Origin of the sequence: Streptomyces sp. NBC_00038 (assembly GCF_026343635.1) — a bacterium.
GTDB lineage: Bacteria > Actinomycetota > Actinomycetes > Streptomycetales > Streptomycetaceae > Streptomyces.
This window is the reverse complement of sequence record NZ_JAPELQ010000001.1, coordinates 6181425-6198358: the sequence shown is the minus strand read 5'-3', so window position 1 is coordinate 6198358 and position 16934 is coordinate 6181425. Positions and strand designations below refer to the sequence as shown.

General features: G+C 66.9%; 19 protein-coding genes. 11 read left to right on the top strand and 8 right to left on the bottom strand.

The features are described from left to right. Positions 1-83: 83 nt before the first annotated feature. Both OG219_RS28100 and OG219_RS28095 read right to left on the bottom strand, forming a co-directional pair. A complete protein-coding gene (locus OG219_RS28100; protein WP_266831028.1) occupies positions 84-4622 on the bottom strand; it encodes a DUF6531 domain-containing protein in 4539 nt (1512 codons plus the stop codon). 92 nt (positions 4623-4714) lie between these two features. After that, positions 4715-5362 carry a hypothetical protein gene (locus tag OG219_RS28095; RefSeq protein ID WP_266831026.1) on the bottom strand — a complete coding sequence of 216 codons (648 nt, stop codon included), beginning with the start codon at positions 5360-5362 and terminating at the stop codon, positions 4715-4717. Positions 5363-5709: 347 nt separating this feature from the next. Here OG219_RS28095 and OG219_RS28090 point away from each other — a divergent pair, with 347 nt between their 5' ends. Continuing rightward, the gene (locus OG219_RS28090) at positions 5710-6018 is read left to right on the top strand and encodes a helix-turn-helix domain-containing protein (RefSeq protein ID WP_266456453.1); all 309 of its coding nucleotides are present in this window, start codon (positions 5710-5712) and stop codon (positions 6016-6018) included. 69 nt (positions 6019-6087) lie between these two features. Here OG219_RS28090 and OG219_RS28085 read toward each other — a convergent pair whose 3' ends face one another. After that, a complete protein-coding gene (locus OG219_RS28085) occupies positions 6088-7380 on the bottom strand; it encodes a multidrug effflux MFS transporter (protein WP_266831023.1) in 1293 nt (430 codons plus the stop codon). 72 nt (positions 7381-7452) lie between these two features. Here OG219_RS28085 and OG219_RS28080 point away from each other — a divergent pair, with 72 nt between their 5' ends. Continuing rightward, on the top strand, positions 7453-7947 hold the full coding sequence (locus OG219_RS28080; protein ID WP_266831021.1) for a MarR family winged helix-turn-helix transcriptional regulator: 495 nt from the start codon (positions 7453-7455) through the stop codon (positions 7945-7947). Positions 7948-8068: 121 nt separating this feature from the next. On the opposite strand, the gene OG219_RS28075 is transcribed toward OG219_RS28080, so the two are convergent. From OG219_RS28075 to OG219_RS28060, 4 genes are all read right to left on the bottom strand, one after another. Further along, complete coding sequence (locus OG219_RS28075; protein WP_266831019.1) at positions 8069-8461, bottom strand: hypothetical protein; 393 nt, start codon at positions 8459-8461, stop codon at positions 8069-8071. Beyond that, the gene (locus OG219_RS28070; RefSeq protein ID WP_266831017.1) at positions 8458-8739 is read right to left on the bottom strand and encodes a hypothetical protein; all 282 of its coding nucleotides are present in this window, start codon (positions 8737-8739) and stop codon (positions 8458-8460) included. The genes OG219_RS28075 and OG219_RS28070 overlap by 4 nt, the downstream gene beginning before the upstream one ends. Before the next feature lie 199 nt (positions 8740-8938). Further along, positions 8939-9541 carry a hypothetical protein gene (locus tag OG219_RS28065; protein WP_266831015.1) on the bottom strand — a complete coding sequence of 201 codons (603 nt, stop codon included), beginning with the start codon at positions 9539-9541 and terminating at the stop codon, positions 8939-8941. A gap of 187 nt (positions 9542-9728) precedes the next feature. Beyond that, positions 9729-10016 carry a GntR family transcriptional regulator gene (locus tag OG219_RS28060; RefSeq protein WP_266831013.1) on the bottom strand — a complete coding sequence of 96 codons (288 nt, stop codon included), beginning with the start codon at positions 10014-10016 and terminating at the stop codon, positions 9729-9731. Positions 10017-10177: 161 nt separating this feature from the next. Here OG219_RS28060 and OG219_RS28055 point away from each other — a divergent pair, with 161 nt between their 5' ends. From OG219_RS28055 to OG219_RS28015, 9 genes are all read left to right on the top strand, one after another. Further along, a complete protein-coding gene (locus tag OG219_RS28055; RefSeq protein ID WP_266831012.1) occupies positions 10178-10468 on the top strand; it encodes a hypothetical protein in 291 nt (96 codons plus the stop codon). Continuing rightward, entirely contained in the window at positions 10465-10818 is a 354-nt protein-coding gene (locus OG219_RS28050) for a hypothetical protein (RefSeq protein ID WP_266831010.1), read from the top strand. Before OG219_RS28055 ends, OG219_RS28050 begins: the two co-directional genes overlap by 4 nt. A gap of 232 nt (positions 10819-11050) precedes the next feature. Further along, a complete protein-coding gene (locus OG219_RS28045; protein ID WP_266831008.1) occupies positions 11051-11707 on the top strand; it encodes a hypothetical protein in 657 nt (218 codons plus the stop codon). 38 nt (positions 11708-11745) lie between these two features. Then, on the top strand, positions 11746-12753 hold the full coding sequence (locus OG219_RS28040; RefSeq protein WP_266831006.1) for a hypothetical protein: 1008 nt from the start codon (positions 11746-11748) through the stop codon (positions 12751-12753). Between the two features lie 36 nt (positions 12754-12789). Continuing rightward, the gene (locus OG219_RS28035; RefSeq protein WP_266831004.1) at positions 12790-13101 is read left to right on the top strand and encodes a hypothetical protein; all 312 of its coding nucleotides are present in this window, start codon (positions 12790-12792) and stop codon (positions 13099-13101) included. Positions 13102-13239: 138 nt separating this feature from the next. Then, the gene (locus tag OG219_RS28030; protein ID WP_266831002.1) at positions 13240-14592 is read left to right on the top strand and encodes a putative T7SS-secreted protein; all 1353 of its coding nucleotides are present in this window, start codon (positions 13240-13242) and stop codon (positions 14590-14592) included. Positions 14593-14644: 52 nt separating this feature from the next. Beyond that, the gene (locus OG219_RS28025; protein ID WP_266831000.1) at positions 14645-15037 is read left to right on the top strand and encodes a hypothetical protein; all 393 of its coding nucleotides are present in this window, start codon (positions 14645-14647) and stop codon (positions 15035-15037) included. A 70-nt stretch (positions 15038-15107) separates the two neighbouring features. Next, the gene (locus OG219_RS28020) at positions 15108-15707 is read left to right on the top strand and encodes a hypothetical protein (RefSeq protein WP_266830998.1); all 600 of its coding nucleotides are present in this window, start codon (positions 15108-15110) and stop codon (positions 15705-15707) included. Beyond that, complete coding sequence (locus tag OG219_RS28015; RefSeq protein WP_266830996.1) at positions 15707-16297, top strand: hypothetical protein; 591 nt, start codon at positions 15707-15709, stop codon at positions 16295-16297. The genes OG219_RS28020 and OG219_RS28015 overlap by 1 nt, the downstream gene beginning before the upstream one ends. A 63-nt stretch (positions 16298-16360) precedes the next feature. Here the strand turns inward: OG219_RS28015 and OG219_RS28010 are convergent, their stop codons facing one another. After that, positions 16361-16933, bottom strand: coding sequence for a hypothetical protein (locus tag OG219_RS28010; RefSeq protein ID WP_266830994.1), 573 nt, complete (start codon positions 16931-16933; stop codon positions 16361-16363). Between the last annotated feature and the right edge of the window lies 1 nt (position 16934).

Below are 16934 nucleotides of genomic sequence, written 5' to 3'. Positions count from 1 at the left end.
ACTGCCGAGAAGCAGGGTGCGGAATTCACCCATGCGCGGCAGCAACCGATAGACGGAAAGGTTCTGTTGTGGCTTTTCAGTCATTATGGTGCCGTCCAGACTGCAGTCGGTGAAGGTACGCCGGTCGAGAGCTCGCCCCCGACCTCTTGTCCGATACCTCGCAACTCCCGTCGGAGCTCGGCGCGGATGGCGCGTGCACCGAAGCCGCGGGCCGTCCTGTCCTCCACAACCTGCTCCAGACGCTGGTTGACTCGTTGCAGGAAGGGCTCGCGGTGGGTGAAGTTGTGGGGGCTCGGGTGCCCCAGAGGTATGCCATTCGCCGCGTCGTTGACATCGACTCCATACCTCTCCAGCAGGGCACGGCTTCTGGCCCCGGGAACCCAGTGGCCCAGATTGCCTCCGGACGGAACGATATGCGCCGCCGCCTGGCCACGACTCACCGGACGCCCCTCGCGCCGCATGTTCCTGCGCAGCCGCCGCGCGTTCTGCCGACAGGTCAGGAGGCCGAGATAGTCGATCCAGAGCAGGGGGTTGAGGACGTAGCCGCGCGGGTTGGGGCCCGCGTCCAGGCCCAGCGGATCCGGACTGAGGTACGTCGCGGTCGTCGGGTCGTAGTGCCGGAAGTAGTTGTAGTGGAGCTCGGTCTCGGGGTCGTAGTACTGCCCCGGGAAGCGCAGGGGCGTACAGGTCTCCGCGTCCGCGCTCCACGTGGCGAGGCCCCAGAGGGTGGCGGAGGCACGCCAGGCGATGTCGCCGTCGTCCGAGACGAGCTCGGTCGGGGTGCCGACCAGATCGGTGACGATGGCGAAGAAGCGTTCGTCGACGATGTGTTGGGGGTCGTCGGCGGAGATTCGGCGTTCCGTCTGGGCGACGGGCCGGGTGTCGTCGCGGTCCCAGGTGAGGGTGACCTCCTCGAGTCCTCCGGCCGTACGGGTGGTCTGCTCCACGAGATGGGGACCGTCCCAGGTGAAGCTGGTCTCTTCGACGACAGTCGAGCCGTCGGGGCCCAGGCGCTGTTTCGCCGTACGACGGCCCATCGGGTCGTAGAGATAGCGCCAGACCGTCCCGTCCGGGGTGACCACCGAGGTGAGGGAGTCCTCGGCGTCCCAGGTGTAGCGCCAGATGTCGGGCTTGCGGGACAACCGGGTCTTGCGGCGCAGGACGACCCGGCCTGCGGCGTCGTATTCATAGTGAACGGAACCGGCGCGGGTGACGCGGTTGCCGTCATCGGCACGGTCGCCCCGCGCCTCGGGGGCGGGCTGCCGGTCCGGCCATACGGCCCGGGTCTGGTTGCCGGACTCGTCGTACGCGTAGGACTCGGTCCAGTCCGCGGCCCGGACGCCGGTGACACGGCCCACACCGTCGACGTCGAAGGTCCGGCGTCCGGAGGCCCGGTCCTCCAGCGCGGAGACACTGCCGTCGGCCCTATAGGTGAAGGTCTCCTGCTTCAGCGCCCTGCCCGCAGCGGCCAGGGTCCGGCCTGTGATGCGATCCTCCGTGTCCCAGGCCTGCGTGAGGGTGAGTCCGTGGTCGCCGAGTCGGCGGTCGGTCTCACGGCCGAGGGAATCGTATGTGGACTCGAACGTGCGCCCGGCCGCTGTGAGCGTGGTGCGGTTGCCTGCGGCGTCGTAGGAGTACGTCGCGGTGGCTCCCGTGGGTGTGACGCGGCGGGTTGGGCGGCTCAACTCGTCGTACGTCGTGGTGAGCGCACGTCCGTCGACCGCCTCGGCCGTGATGCGGCCGGCCACGTCGTACCGATAGGCGAGAGTGGCATCCGGACCGGTGGCTCGCAGGAGACGGCCGTTCGGGTCATGCGCGAACACCGTCGCCCTGCCGTCCGCCGTCTTCTCGACCTGGTTGCCCACGATGTCGTAGGAGAAGGCCGTCGTCTGGCCCAACGGGTTGGTTCGGCTGAGGAGTTGGCCCGCCGCGTCGTAGGTGTGGACGAGGGTCCGGTCGTCGAAGTCGGTCTCCGAAGTGAGGTTGCCTGCCGCGTTGTAGACGTAGTCCCAGGTGAGTCCGCGTGGATCGGTGACCCGGGTGAGGCGCAGTTCGGTGTCGTGCTTGAACGTGTGGCGGACCCCGTCGGGGGTGGTTCGCGTCTTCAACAGATCGAAGCCGCCATAGGTGAAGCAGGTGACCTGGCCCAGCGCGTCGGTGCGGGTGAGGCAGTTGCCCTCACCGTCGTAGGTCCACGCCTCCATGCTGCCGTCCGGGTCCGTACGGGAAGCCTGATGCCCCTCGGCGGTCCAGGTGAGACGGGTCGTGGCCCCCAGCGGGTCGGTGAGGGCGATGTTCCGGCCGAAGGGGTCGTACGCCATGCGCGTCGCCGCGCCGAGCGGATCCGTCGACGAAACGGGTTGACCCGCCGCGTTGTTGACGTAGCGCTGCACCGCACCCGTCGGATCGGTCAGTGAGGCCAGGGCGCCCGTCTCGTCGCGTGTGAAGGCCACGGTCGCGCCCGCGGGGTCGGTCATGGACGTGCAGTTGCCCCGCTCGTCCCACTCCTGCCGCATGACCGTGCCGTCGTAACCGGTCAGTTCGACCGGCAGGTTCAGCTCGTTGAAGACCGCGGACGAGGTGGCTCCGTCGGGCAGGTGGACGCTGGTCAGGTTGCCGGCCTCGTCCCACTCCATGCGCGTGGTGCGGCCCAACGGGTCTGTGCGGGAGAGGAGTTGGTCGCGGTGGCTCCATTCCTGGACCGTGGTGCTGCCCAGCGGATCGGTCTCGGCGACCACTTGGTAGGCGTCGTTGAACTCGTAACGGGTGGCGTGCCCAAGGGAGTCGACGGCGATGGTGCGGTGCGCCACCTCGTCGTACTCGAAGGTGTAGTCCAGGATTCCGTCGATGCCGCGACCCGCGACGCAGCGCCCGGCTTCGTCGTACTCGAAGCGGTACCAGGCGCCGTTGCGGTCCTCCCAGCTCGTCATACGACGGCGATCGTCGTAAGTGAGCTTCAGGGGCAGGCCCGAGGAGTTGTAGATCTCGGCGAGATCCCCGAGTTCGTCGTAGCCGTATCGGACCAGAGTGGGCTGCTCGGGGTGACTGCGCAGGGTCAACTCGGTGATGCGGCCGTCCTCGCAGGTCACGCCGATACGGTACCCGCCGTGATGAGTGATCTCCTCGGGAGTGCCGTCAGCGGCGTATGAGACCGAGATCGTGTTGTCGTTGCGGTCGCTGACAAGAGTCAGGAGCAGTTCGGACGGTGATCCGTCAGGCAGTGCACGGAAGCGCAGGGTCTGGCCCGTCTCGGGTTGGTGCACGGTGAGTTCGCCACCGTCCCAACCGAGCGGCCAGCGCGGGCCTTCCACCGGAAGCACGGACACATCGGGTTCGGGCACCGGGTACGTGAGGACCATGCCGTCATCGACGACGAGCCGCGCCCCGCTCGCATCGAGCAGCAGCCGCTGATCGAGAGTCGAAGTCCAGTTGCGCCCCAGAAGGCGGCCGCTGTGGACGCCGGTGCGATGGTGACGCTCGAAGAGCAGCGGCAGCATGCCGTCGAGGGAGACGTCTGTGGCCGACATGACCATCTGGCCGGTGGCCATGTCGATCGGGTCACCGCGGGTGAAGAGCTTCTTCATCTGACGGCCCAGAGAGCGAGTGCTCTTGCCGAGCCCCTTGGCCCCAAGGGCCATGCCTTTGAGGCCCACCTTGCTGAGGCCCTTGAGGCCCTTGGCGAGTCCGCCGAGGGTGGTCAGGCCCTTCATGCCGGATATGCAGTCCAGCGCCGCAAAGGCGACATCCCACAGGGACGCCTGGCCCTTCGCATACTTGTTGAGGGTGTCCGCGAGGACGACGAGAGCCGCGATGAGGACGATCGCGCCGAGGATCGGCCCTCCGATGATCAGCGCGATGATGCCGACCACGGCCACTACGACCTTGCAGACCGTGACAATGGTGTCCCAGTTGTCGGAGAACCAGTCCCCGACCTCCTCCCACCACTTCCGGTTCCGGATCCCCGCATCCGAAGCCTCGTCGATCTTGGTCTTCGCCTCCTTCGCCGCGTCCTCACGCATCTTCCGGGCGTCCGCGGCCATCTTCTTCGCCGCATCCAGGGCATCCTGCGCGGACGACACGTCCGACTGGGCAGACGTCTGAGCGCTCTTGGCGTGCTGCGCATCGCGGGTAGCGGCCCGGACCTTCGCCTCGTCCGGCTTCTCCGCGCTCTTACTGCCGGTCGGATCGTCCTTGTACTTGTCCGCTTCCTTACCGGCCCTCGTCACCCACGAATCAGCCGAGGACAGACGCGACTTGGCCGAGGACAGGTCGCTCTGGGCGGCGCGACCGTTGGCCAGCGCCCGGTCCGCGAGAGCCTGCGCCCGCTCCAGCTTCGGCCAGTACGCCGCCAGCGCACCCCCCGCCATGTCGTACGACGTCCGCAGCTTCTTCAACTGCTTCGGCACACCCGAAAACTGATCCTGGAACGCCTTCGCGGACTTCCCCGCCCACTGCAGAACCGCTTCCTCGTCCGCCATCCCCTTGATCAGACGCAGCGCATCCCCGACATCATCAGCGAAATCCTGCAAGTTCTTAGCAAGCGACCGCACCCGGTCCGGATCCCCCGGGGTGGGGTCCTTGTCCAGGTCCAGGACATGCCAGTCACTCGGCCGATTTCCCACGTTCATCCCCCGTGACGCGAACACCAGCGGCAACACTCGTACGCACGAGCGAAGTTACTGGATTTGCGCAAGCCGCGGAAAGACGGCGGTGACTACTCCGCGAACCGGAACGTCGAAGTGATCGCGTCGAAGATGTCGAAGAAGGAGTCCGCGAGGTCCAGGACCTGGCTGCTCCCGGCGACGAGGGCGACCTTGCCCTCCTGGCCCGGCACGGGGATGAAGGTTTGCATGAGTACCGCACGGATGGTGCGGTTCAGCGCATCGTCGGGTACGGCGATGTCCTCGATGCCGTACGTGCGCGCGGCGGGACCGACACCCGGGATGTCGACGGTGGTGACCTTGCGCCAGGCGTCCCCCTCCTTCTTCGCCTCGCGCACGGAGAGCTGGCCGGCCATCGTCTGGGGGTCGGTGGAGAGGGGCTCGCCTGTCTTTGAACGGCCGCCGACGATCGAGACGGTCACCGAGCCGGTGATCGGGGTGTCGCCGCCGAAGGCCTCCGCCATGCAACCGCAGTACAGGGCACCGGACTTCCAGGCGTCGGCCGCGGCCTTCTGGAGGAACGCGGCGTACGTGTCGCGGTACTTGGCCAACTCCGGGTGCTGCTGGACTCGTTCGTTCACCATCCGCCGGATGGAGTCGTCACGCGACTCGGGCCGTACGTCGAACTCCCACCACGACTCCGGCACCTTGATCCGAAAGCCGCCGCGCTCGATGGTGAGCGTCTCCATGTAGCGGGCCATGGTGTGTTCCCCGTTCCTCTGCCCCTGCGTGCGCGTGTACCCCTGCGTGCGTACGCATGCTCGTCCGTTCGACTCGGGTCAGCCTACGAGGTGCCGGTACTGGGCCCAGGCGCGGGCGAGCCGGCCACGTGCACGCTTGTCCTCGGCGCGGAGCCGGCAAAGGCGCTGGACCGTCGCCTCGATCCAGTGAATTGCGACGGAAAGGGGCCGAACCGACGCTTCATGCCACTTCGGTGAAGATCCACGACACCTGAGGCGAACGGAACAGCGAATGCCGGAGCCACCAGCCCCGTACACGATCGAAGTCGAGCCGGAGGTGCGCGCCTGGCTGGAACCGAGGAGGCCTGATGAGCAGCGGATACCACACCAGCTGGAAGGTCCCGCCCGAGCACCGCGAAGACCCTGAGTATCGCGCCGCGGGACGGCGGATGGACTTCGCCCAGGCGGTCTACGACCGACGCTCCGCCCTGGGCTGGAGCACGGCCGAGCTGGCTCGCCGGGCCGATATGTCCGAGGAGGACATCGAGTCCATCGAGGAGAGCGGTGTCGATCCGACTCTTGAGTTGATCGAGCGACTTGCCGCCGCCCTTGAATCGGGTGCACGGATCGACCCGCGTACGACGCCCGAGTTCCGTTTCGAGGGCCACGCGGCCTGAGCCCCCGGCTCTCGACGACCTGGTACGAGCGAACCCTCCGCACTGCTCCCGCGAGCCCACACCGCGTCCTCATTGCTCCCAGTGCCCGCCCGCCGAGCCGTCCGCCTCCCCCCGCCCTTCCCAAGGCCGCGCCATCCCCACCAGCGCAACTCCCGCCCCCGCAACGGCGATCAGCATGATGAGCGCCATCGGCAGGGAGCTGTCCTCGCCGAACAGCCCGACGAGCGGGGAGACGAGGGCACCGAACAGGAACTGCAGGCCGCCGAGGAGCGCGGAGGCCGCACCGGAGGCAGCGCGGCCCAGGGTCTGGCCGAGGCTCATCGTCGACGGGAACACCATGCCGATGCCGGTCATGGTCACGAACAGCGTGGCCCAGGTGCCCGCGAGGGTCTCTCCGACGGTGGCGACCAGGACGACCTGGGCGAGCGTGCCGAAGGCGGCCGTCCCGACGCCCGCCGTGAGGAGAGTGTTCAGGCGTACGCCGCGCGCCGCCAGCTTGGCGAAGAGGGCACCGGCGATCAGCATGCCGACGGCATTCGAGGCGAAGATCAGCGAGTACGTCGTCGACGAGACCCCGTGCAGGTTCTCGAAGACGAAGCTCGATCCGCTGATGTACGCGAACATCGCCGCCGAGCAGAGGGCCAGGACAAGGACGTATCCCATGAAGGTCCGGCGACCGAGCAGTTCCCCCATCGCACGGAAGGTGCTCGCGACCCCTCCGCCGTGCCGGCGCTCGGGCGGCAGCGTCTCCGGCACCTTCCGCAGTACGGCGAGCAGCAGCCCGCCGCCCATGACGGTGAGAGCGACGAACACCGCACGCCAGGTGGATACGGAGAGGATCGCGCCGCCGAGCACCGGCCCGATGATCGGCGCCACGCCGAGGATCTGCGAGAGCAGCGCGAAGTAGCGCGGGATGTCCGGGCCGTGGAAGCGGTCCGTGAGCACCGCCCGCGCCAGGACCATGCCCGCCGCTCCCGCGACACCCTGCAGAAAGCGGGCGCCGGTCAAGACGGTGACGTTCGGGGCGACGGCGCAGGCGAGGGAGAAGACGGCGAAGCCCGCGGTGCCCGATATGAGGAGCCCGCGCCGTCCGAGGCCGTCGCTGATCGGGCCGATCAGCAACTGCCCGACCACGAGACCGGCCAGGAACGCGGTCATCGTCAGCTGCACGGCCGAACTGCTCGCATCCAGCGAGTCGCCCATCGAGGGGAAGCCGGGGACGTACATGTCGGTGGCGAGGGGAGCGACGGCGGTGAGCGCCGCGAGGACCGCGACGAGGAGCGCGGCGGCGCGCTTGGACGGCTGAGTGTCAGTGACAGGGTCGTGGGGGACGGCGGTGTGACCGGAGGATGGGGCTACCATGGACTTAAAGGTAACCAATGATTCACTGGTTAACAAATATCTCCGGCTGTTGGCCGACAAAGGGCGATCCGCATGTCACTCTCACCCACCGACGTCCGCGCACAGTGGGCTGCACACAACCCGGGCCTCGACACGTCCCCGATGGAACTCGTCGTGCTGCTCAAGCGCGTCACCGCGATGCTCGACCGCGCCATCGAGCCCCTCTACGACGGCGCCCCGCTCACCCCGCCGGAAGTCGACATGCTCATCCCACTCCGCCACGCCACCGAACCGGCCATCGCCCGCCGCCTCGCCCAGACGATGGGCCTCTCCCGCGCAGGTGTCAGCAAGACCCTCGCCAAACTGGAGAAACGCGGCTTCATCCAACGCACCCCCAACCCCGCCGACCGCCGCACGGCCCTGGTCACCATCACCCCGGCGGGCGAGGAAGCCGTGGACGGACTGTTCCCGCGGCAACTGGCCGCGGAGGTGGAGCTGTTGGCGGGACTCGGGGAGGACCGGGAGTGGGTCATGGGGGCGTTGGGGCGGTTGGCCGGGGTGATGGAGGGGCATTTGGGGCGGGGGTGAGGCGTCGCTCCGGGCTCCGCGGGTGGAGTCATTCGGTCGGCGTGAGCTGAGCCATCGGCTGCTCGGAGACCCACCTCGCCGCTCCCGGCTTCCCCTCCCCGCCGCTCCCCGGGTCGGCTCCTCAGCGGTTCAGGTCCATGACCCCGACTCCGAGACCCTCGTAAGCCTCGGGCGCGACGGTGGCAACGAGCGCTCCCTCGGGAAGCATCTGATTCGGCCGCGCGGCGTGCACAGCGGCACCGACACCGAAGGACACGCCGTCGCGACACAGTTCGGCGATGGTCACAGCCATCGCGTAGTCATCGTCGATCAGGTGCAACACGTCCACCAGCACACCGACATGGCCAACAATCCCGGCACGCTGGCGCTCCGCTTCCAGCAGACACAGGACCGGCACCCACAGGCGCACATCACCGCTGGCCGCAGCCGCGTGAATGAGACCGGAAACCTGCTTATTGCCACCCATGGCGAGGAGAGTCTGAGCATCCAGGACATAGTGCTCGGCCTCGCTCAACTGGACGACTCCGTCCCGGCGAGGGCGGCACGGTGCGCGGCGGTGGCCTCACGCATCTTGCGGCGCATCTCGGCGGACTCCTCGTCCGTCACGTAATGCCCGAACCGCTCGGCGAGAAGGGAACGAGTGCGATCGGCCCGTTCCCTGATCTGGTCCGGCGTGAGCGTCTGAGCGGCTATTTCCTGCATGAGAGCACGAAGGCTGGTGCCACGCGCTTCGGCTACGGCGGCGAGCTGGTCGCGGACATCGGCGGGGACGCGGATCATGACGTCAGACATGCGGCAAGTATACGCGGCGTATACGCCGGGCACTTCAGAACCATGCCGGCAACCACGTCGGCGTCCGGACCTGAACAGACGGGCCGGCCAGGACACAAGCCCCTCGCCAGGCATGAGACACCTGGCCCCGGACACCGTGAAGGGCGTCCGGGGCCAGGTGATCGTGTTCAGCAGACGTACGGCGACAGCCTCGGCAGGCCTACTTTCCGGCGAACGTCCAGATATACGGCTCGCCGTCCTCCTCCGCCCAGTGGACCTCCACCGACTTCGCGTTCGCGGGGATCAGGTAGGACTCGCACAGGACGTGGCTCTCGCCCTGCTTCCAGCCCTCGATGTCGTACGGGTCCTCGCAGCCGGCCGCGTCGTCGGAGGCCCCGATCAGCAGCGCACCGCGCTGTCCGTCGGCGTAGATCTCGGTTTCATCGTTCGCATCGGACGAATCCGTGAGAGCCGCGCCGGCCTTGTGCGTGAACTTCACGTGCGCGACGGCGAGCACCATCCCCTTGGCCTCCGCCGGGTCCTGCACCAGCTTCTGCGCCTCGGCCTCCGTACCGAGGTCGACCTTCTGCGCCGTGATGTCGTACGTGACCTCGGCGTCGCCCTCCATGACCTTCCCCGTGGCGCTCTCACCGGTGCCGAGCTCGCCACCGGAGGCCGCCTCGGACGGAGACGGGGATGCCTCGGCCGCCGCCGACTTCGGCTTCGCGTCCGCGTCGTCGTCCCCGCCACCGCACGCGGTCAGCGAGAGAGCGAGTACGGCAACGGGCGCGGCGAAACGCAGCGCGGTCTTCCTGTACAGCAAAGAAACTCCTGGTAGACGTGTTCCCCCGAGTGATCCGCCAGGCTAAAGCGCCGCGTCACGCCAAAGCCCAGCCAGGAACGTTTCATCCACAGGACTTCACAGCATCCGCATGCCTCGCCTGCGCCATCTCCATGCGAACCCGCCAACAGTACGAACCGGGCGCCTCGGAGAGGGGCCGCGCCTGCCGTTACCGCTGATCGGCATCCGCGGAATCGTCCGCCTGCGGGTGCGCGATGAAGGTGCCCTTCGACGGGAGCGTGACGACCAGGCCACGGTCGCGCAGTTCGCGGGTGGCGCGGCGGGCGGTCAGGTGCGCGACTCCGTACTCTGCCGCGAGATCACGCTCCCCCGGCAGCCGAGCACCGGGCCGAAGTTCACCCCTGGCGACGCGTTCGGCAATGTGATCGGCCATCTGCATGTAGACGTACGCGATCTTGTTCGGGTCGATAGGTGACTGACCGGACTCTGGCGTCATATCGAACAACGTACGACACCATCTAGCTCTACGGCTCAATGGAGTGCGCCTAACCGCTATACACCTCCCAGCTGCACCCTGTAGCGTGCCTGTCACCAAAAGACCCCGGCGACGGAGGCAACCGTCCCGGGGCGTGGCCAACGCTTCGAAGGAGCGTCAACATGCTGGACCTTACCGTCCGATTCCTGGCGTGGGTGCTGAGCACCTGCATGCCCCAGCCCCGCGGCCGTCACCGCGCCGGAACCCTCCCCGCACTACGGATCGCCCCACCTCCGCCCCGCTTCACCGAACTGCTCGACGGCGGCACGTCACATCTCGTACGCCCCTATGTCCTCACACCGGACGAACGCCGCCGCCAACGCGAACGCCGCCGCGCCCTCTACCTCGCAACCCTCGGCATCGACATCGGCCCGGACCACATCCACGGCATCCCCGTGGGAGCCACCCGATGACCGACCCCGCCGCGCGTCGACCCGTCCGCATGTGCACACGCTGCGAGCGCACCACCGAGGACCCCGTCCTGGTCCATGAAGTCCACGCCGCCACCGGTCCCGGTTTCAACGTGTACGCGTGCCCGGAGTGCGCGGCGCACTATCCGCCCTTGACGGACATCCTGGAACTCCTCGAAGCGGCCCCAAGACCGTCCCGGATGACCATCCGCGTCTACAGGGTCACCGCTGAGGGGGCGGCCAGCGAAGACCGCGGCGAGGTCCGGACCTGGACGGGGAGCCGCATCGACCCGACACCACAGACGGCCGCCTTCCCGCCCTGCGCCTGCCTCCGGTGCCGCACGACCCGATAGCTCCCGCGAAGCGAGACGGACGCGCCTGCCCCCGGACGCTACACACGCGTCCGGGGCGAGGCGCGTCACCGCGCAACACGATCAGGACACATCACCTGACCGTTTTACTCCAGTACATTCACAATCGACCACGCCCTGTGGGCAGTTCGACCTGGCGAAACCGCCAGCCCCACCGATACCGTCATTAGCCTTGACTGACTTGACTGAACATTTGTCTCACGGGGAGTCCACCTTGAAGCGCCGTTCTTTGCCCGTTGCTGCCGCGCTCGCCACGACCGCAGCCCTGCTGCTGACCGCGTGTGGCGGCGAGGACGACAAGTCCAGCGACAGCGACAAGATCGCCGGAGCCGATCAGGGCGGTGCGGAGGAGTCGGCTTCGCCGAGCGCGAGCGCGTCGGACACAGCGGAACGCCCGAAGATCACGCTTGCCGAGGACATGGAGAACGTCTTCGAGGGCGGGAAGACCGGCGACGCGGTGAAGGACGCCATCCTCTACGACAACACACAGGCCGTCTCCGCCATGGACGAGGCCATCTACACCCGCAGCCTTCAGAAGCCCTCCTTCGGCACCTACCTGGCGGACGACGCCGCGAGGGACGCAGCTGTCTGGGTCCAAGGCTTCTACGACGACGGAATCACGTGGACCGGCAAGGTTCGCTACTACGACCGCGAGATCACCTCGTTGGAGAAGAACGTCGCGACTCTGACGTACTGCTCCGATGAGTCGAAGTCGTTCAACAAGAACCTCAAGACCGGCAAAACGTCAGGTGCGGTTTCAGACCCGGACGACTACGTGGTCTTCTACAACACGCGCCTCAAGAAGGACGCGAAGGGCATCTGGCAGACGACCGACCTCATCTCGAAGCGAGGTGCTTCCCAGTGCCAGTAGTGCGTCGAGGCATCACGGCAATCGCAGCCTCAACAGCCGTGCTACTCGCCACGATTCCGCCCGCATTCGCCGGAGGTGGGCGTGGAGGAGGGGGCGGAGACACCGCAGGGGAAGTCCCCGCAGACCCTTCCGGTGGCACCGAGCAACAAAGCATCTACGCGAGCGTCATCCAGTTCGACGAGTCGAAGAACGGCTCAGGAAAAAGCACTGGAACCGTCACCCCCGCAAGTAACTGGACCCCTCCCGCTTGTTGGTACGAGCCCAAGTGGACGCCTGCCGAGTTCGCCACGGAATTCCAGAAAGAGTGGGACATCCCGCACGCCAGTGGTGTGGGAGAGGCGTACAACCTCGCCCAGGATCACTACAAGAACGGCCAACCGTACGAGGACTTCAACGAGTCCGAGACGGGCAAGGGCATGTGGTGGGATGCGGTCAGGGACAAGGATCGCGAAGAGGCGGGCGATCCAGCCGCATTCGCATGCGACACAGCCACGTTCTGGGTCGAGAACGGCGAGACCCCGGACGTGGAAAATGCGGTGACTCCTGAGATCCTCGCCCAACTCGCGTACAACCGGATCAAGGTGCCCGACACCGAGGTCACTCTCGCCCCGGAAACCGTCACCAAGGTGAACCTCCCGACCTGGGCCTGGCTCGACCAGGCCCAGTTCAAGGAAGTCTCCGTCACCGCGTCGCTCAATGCCGGCGGGGTGAACATCCAGGCCACTACTACCGCCAAGCCTGTGTCCCTCAAGCTGGAGCCGGGAACGGTAGACGCCGAGACCTACCCCGCCTCCGGCGAGTGCACGTTCAACGACGACGGTTCGATCGGCGAGCCCTACACCAAGGGCAAGGCCGACCAGACACCACCTTGCGGCATCAAGTACCTCCGGTCCTCAGGTGACGGCACATACAAGCTCCAGGCCACCATCACCTGGGAGATCACCTGGGTGGGCACCGGCAACCCGAACCCCACGGCACTGCCCGACGGAACCTTCGGCAACGAGCAGAACGTCACCGTCCAGGAAATCCAGTCCATCAACCGCTGAGCCCGAGCAGCTCGCATCACGGGGGGACGTACCACCATGGCGAACGATTCAGACCTCAAAGTCAACGTCGACCTGCTCGTGGATTCCGAGTCACGGCTCAAGAGCCTCAAGAAGGAATTCACGAACCTCGGGAATCACACCGACGACATGCGCCCTTACTGGGGCAGCAGTGAAATCACCGACGCCATGGACAAGTTCGTGGACAACTGGGACGACTACCGGGCGAAGATGCTGGAGAGCATCGACACGGTCGGGAAGCTGGTCAAATCCACCATTGACTCGTTCGAAGGTCTGGACGCCGACTTGGCCAAGGGCCTTCGCGAAGGCGGGAAAGACATGAAGAAGTAAGCTCTTGCCCATCCACCGGCGAGCCTCCATCGTGAGTTCTCGCCGTCCGGTACGCAGGCCGGCCGGGCCCGACAGGAAGACGGAAGTACCCACACCGTCCCGGGCCTGCGAGCACAGCAACGGGGAGACGTAGAACAAGTGGCCGCATCCTCCAAGACCAGGCCAAGAGACTGGCATCCGCTCGCGGAATCCGACCCCGTGCCCGGGGATCCCGACGAGATCCGCGACGAGGTCAAGCACATGACGGGTGTCGCGACGTCGCTCCGCGAACAGGCCCGGATGCTGCGCGGAATCGGCGATGACAACGAGCTCAAGGGAAAGTACGCCGAGAAGCTGAGGGATGAGTCCGGCACGCTCGAGAAGCACCTGCGCGAGGTCGCGGGCCGCTACGAACGCGTCCACGGGCACCTCACCAACTGGGCCAACGACCTGGAGGACTTCCAGACCCAGGCCGACGACGTCCTGCGCAAGGCCAAGCAGAAGCAGGACGAAGTCGACGCGGAGAAGGCCAAGAAGGAATCCGGGGACGGGAAATCACCCAAGGCTTCCGAAGACGGCACCGAGGGCGATCCGCTGCGCGACTTCCGCGACCGGCTCGACCGCATCAAGGGCGACCGCGACGACCGCGCCCGCCACCACGCGAAGAAGATCCGAGACCAGCTCGACGACGTCATCGAGGACAGCTGGTGGGACGACATCAAGGGCTGGGTGCACGAGAACGCCGACTGGATCAAGGTCGTCATCGACGTCCTGGGCTGGATCGCGACGATCGTTGGGGTCATCGCCATGTTCATCCCCGGTCTCAACATCGCCGTCTTCCTGCTGGTCGCGGGGTTGATCGTGGTCGGCACCAGACTGCTCCTCGTGGCCTCCGGCGACGCCAGCTGGATGGATGTCGCCATGGACTCCATCGGCCTGCTCACCATGGGTATGGGACGCGTCGGCGTCTCCATGCTCAAGGGGGCGAACTCGGCCTCCAAGGCAGCCGCGGCGGTCTCGCGCGTCAGCAAGCTCAAGGCCGGTGTCCGCGCCCACTCGCGCGTCATGGACGAGCTCGGCCGGACCATCGCCACCACCTCGGACGACGCGACCAAGGCCTTCGCACGCGAGCTGCGGACGTTCATGCGAAAGAAGCTCCTCAACGACGCCGGCCGCGTCTCGGTGGACCAGCAGGTCAGCAAGCTCGCCAAGGCCGCGAACCTCGGCGACGACGAGGCCGCGAGCATCTACGCCAATATCACCAAGAACGCCAGCACCTTCCCCGAGGCGGTCTCGTCGGCCACACGCGTCGGCGCGGGCGCGGGATACGGTCTCTCCCTCGCGGGCGCGTACATCGGAACCGGCGCCGATTTCATCGACAAGGCCTTGGGTCAGAGCGACGCCATCGCCGCCGCGCACGAGGAGTTCGGCACGCCGGACAAGCCGTTCAGCGAGACGTACAACGACTGGAAGGCGAACACGTGGATGCCGCCCGTCGACACACACTGGTGAGCCGCGCAATGGTCAGACAGCACATCACTCGACGAACGAAAGTCATGAACTGATGTCCACCAACCGATCGCTGGCAGACTCCCCGGTGGTGACCCGTCTCGGCGGTGGAGTCGTGGCGGCGGCACGCCTTTGCGTCATCGTTCCGCAGGTGTTCATCGTCGTGTACTTCCTCCTGGCCATCGTGACCCCGCGTTCCTTCGTCCCAGTCTGGCTCTGGACGGAGCGGGCGGTGGTGTCCGCGGGCATTCTCGGCGTGCTGTGGATCTTCACCCGGCATCCATGGCACAGCCGTCGGCCGGCAGGCCTCACCCACGCCCTTGCCGTCTCCTGCGTCCTCGTCCTGCCGGCGGTCGTGACCGGCTTCTGGCCGGCTGTCTTCGGCGCCTTCGTCACCCCGCTGTTGGTGGCCGGCTCCGCGATCGCGGAAAGGTTCCGAAGTGCCTGACCTCTCCGACGACGTACATACGATTCCAGGACCGAGCCCGGCTCCGAGCACGAACCCCCGGTCGTCCCGGATGCCGACCGGATACCGGCTCGTCCCCCCGCCCGGCTGGGACATGATCCCCCTGCGGGATGGCACGGCCGAGGCGGTACGGCGGATCGTCGACCGCAGCGTGGACCAGTTGTCGGAGGAGATCCCGAAGGACGACGTCATCAAGGCGCGCCTGGAGCTGATCAAACGGCTCAACAAGGGTGTCCAGCAAGCGCGCAAGGCAGACGGGCTGACGCTCTACCTCCCGGTGGAGCGGATCCACGGCACGCTCGTCGCCGCCTCGATCGTCGTCTCGGAGGCCCTCACCGGCCCACGAGCGAACGTCGCCAGCGGTGAAGTCATGGCCCAACTCCTGGCTGACGGCGCCGGCAGCGAACCCGTGACCGTCGACGATGCCGACGGTGTCCGCGTGGACAAGGTCGTCGCGGCCGACCCGGATCGGGAGGTCGAGCACGCCTCACGCCGTATCGACTACGTACTTCCCGTTCCCGGGAGTCAGGTCGCGCAGTGGGTGACCGTCTGCTTCAGCACCATCGCCGACGGGGACCCCAGCAGCGAGTTCGCCGATGTCCTGGTGGAACTCTTCGACGCCGTGATGACCACATTCCGCTGGAGCTACTAGTGATCTTCCTGGAGACGGATTCGGACCCCGCAGAGTGGCTGCTCATGCCGCTGAGGTGGGACAGTGTCAACGAGCGGCAGGAGTGGGCGCGGAAATGCGCCGACATGCTCTGGCGCCTGCGCGAGAAGCGCCCGAAACGGCGCGAGATCCGGGCGCTGGCGACGCGCCTGGACATGCTGGCCGAGGGCATCCCCGGCCGTGTCCCGGCCCACCAGGTCTTTCTCTACGCACCCGATCCGCGCCGTATCCCACTGGCCTTCTACGCCCTCACCGTGCCCATCGAGGGCGATCGCACGGCGCAGCTCCGCGCGGCGGTGCAAGCCGACCAGGAGAGCCCGGTGCGTCCGGTCGAGGTGGACACGTTCACGACGAAACGCCTGGGAGAGGGGCTGCGATCCCTGCGCTACTGGGGGTCCCGCGAAGGCGCGCTGATGATGTCGCTCAACTTCGCCTGGCGTTCCGAGGAGTTCGGCGTCGATCTGTCCATGCGCACTGTGGCCGATGATCCAGGCTGGCTGGCCGCTCACCTCGACGAGGTGGACGGCTTCGCGAGGAGCCTGTGGCTGGCCGACATCGCGGCCGGGACGTAGACCGCTCCGCGGCACAACTGACCGGCTTCAGAACGACGAATGCCGACACTTCGAGCTCGGCCATCACGGAGCCTGATCCCGTTGGGGAATGGGGCGGTCAGGAGCCTCGGGGAAGAACTTTCGGGAGGTGGCGTACATCCCGTAGTACGGGTAAAGGCGTGGGATGTCAGCACCGCCTTGGCGAGCGATGCCGATGATCTTTCGATAGAGGCGGGCTCGACAGCGCGTATTCCGCAAGGCCTTGTCGCGTAGATCGCGCAGTCTCCACAGGAAGAGCAGCGCAGAGACTACGGAGAGCAGCAGTGCGTCCACAACGATGAAGGCGATCTGGAACTGCTGGGACCTCTGGGAAGCGACCAAATCCCAGAACGGCCAGGCGCCGAAGCCAAGAATGAAGACCGGAATGGCGAGCAGGCAACCCTGGAGGCCGGCCTTCGCAGTCTCTTCTCGGCGTTGGAACAACATCCAGTGCACGGCCCGGTCGTCCAGGAAGTCCAAGCGGACCTCGCTCCCGAAGCGTTCGGCCGCTGCTTTGGCTGCGGGGACGACGGCAATGACCGACGAGGGGACCATCTCGCGAGCGGTCCCCTGGTCATCGACGAACTGCCCGAAATCCAGAGCATGATAGTCATCCACA

Coding starts and splice junctions, on each gene's coding strand:
- OG219_RS28095 (WP_266831026.1), bottom strand. CDS start 5,362: ATGGCCCGCTACATGGAGACGCTCACCATCGAGCGCGGCGGCTTTCGG.
- OG219_RS28090 (WP_266456453.1), top strand. CDS start 5,710: ATGAGCAGCGGATACCACACCAGCTGGAAGGTCCCGCCCGAGCACCGC.
- OG219_RS28085 (WP_266831023.1), bottom strand. CDS start 7,380: ATGGTAGCCCCATCCTCCGGTCACACCGCCGTCCCCCACGACCCTGTC.
- OG219_RS28080 (WP_266831021.1), top strand. CDS start 7,453: ATGTCACTCTCACCCACCGACGTCCGCGCACAGTGGGCTGCACACAAC.
- OG219_RS28070 (WP_266831017.1), bottom strand. CDS start 8,739: ATGTCTGACGTCATGATCCGCGTCCCCGCCGATGTCCGCGACCAGCTC.
- OG219_RS28060 (WP_266831013.1), bottom strand. CDS start 10,016: ATGACGCCAGAGTCCGGTCAGTCACCTATCGACCCGAACAAGATCGCG.
- OG219_RS28055 (WP_266831012.1), top strand. CDS start 10,178: ATGCTGGACCTTACCGTCCGATTCCTGGCGTGGGTGCTGAGCACCTGC.
- OG219_RS28050 (WP_266831010.1), top strand. CDS start 10,465: ATGACCGACCCCGCCGCGCGTCGACCCGTCCGCATGTGCACACGCTGC.
- OG219_RS28035 (WP_266831004.1), top strand. CDS start 12,790: ATGGCGAACGATTCAGACCTCAAAGTCAACGTCGACCTGCTCGTGGAT.
- OG219_RS28025 (WP_266831000.1), top strand. CDS start 14,645: ATGTCCACCAACCGATCGCTGGCAGACTCCCCGGTGGTGACCCGTCTC.
- OG219_RS28020 (WP_266830998.1), top strand. CDS start 15,108: ATGCCGACCGGATACCGGCTCGTCCCCCCGCCCGGCTGGGACATGATC.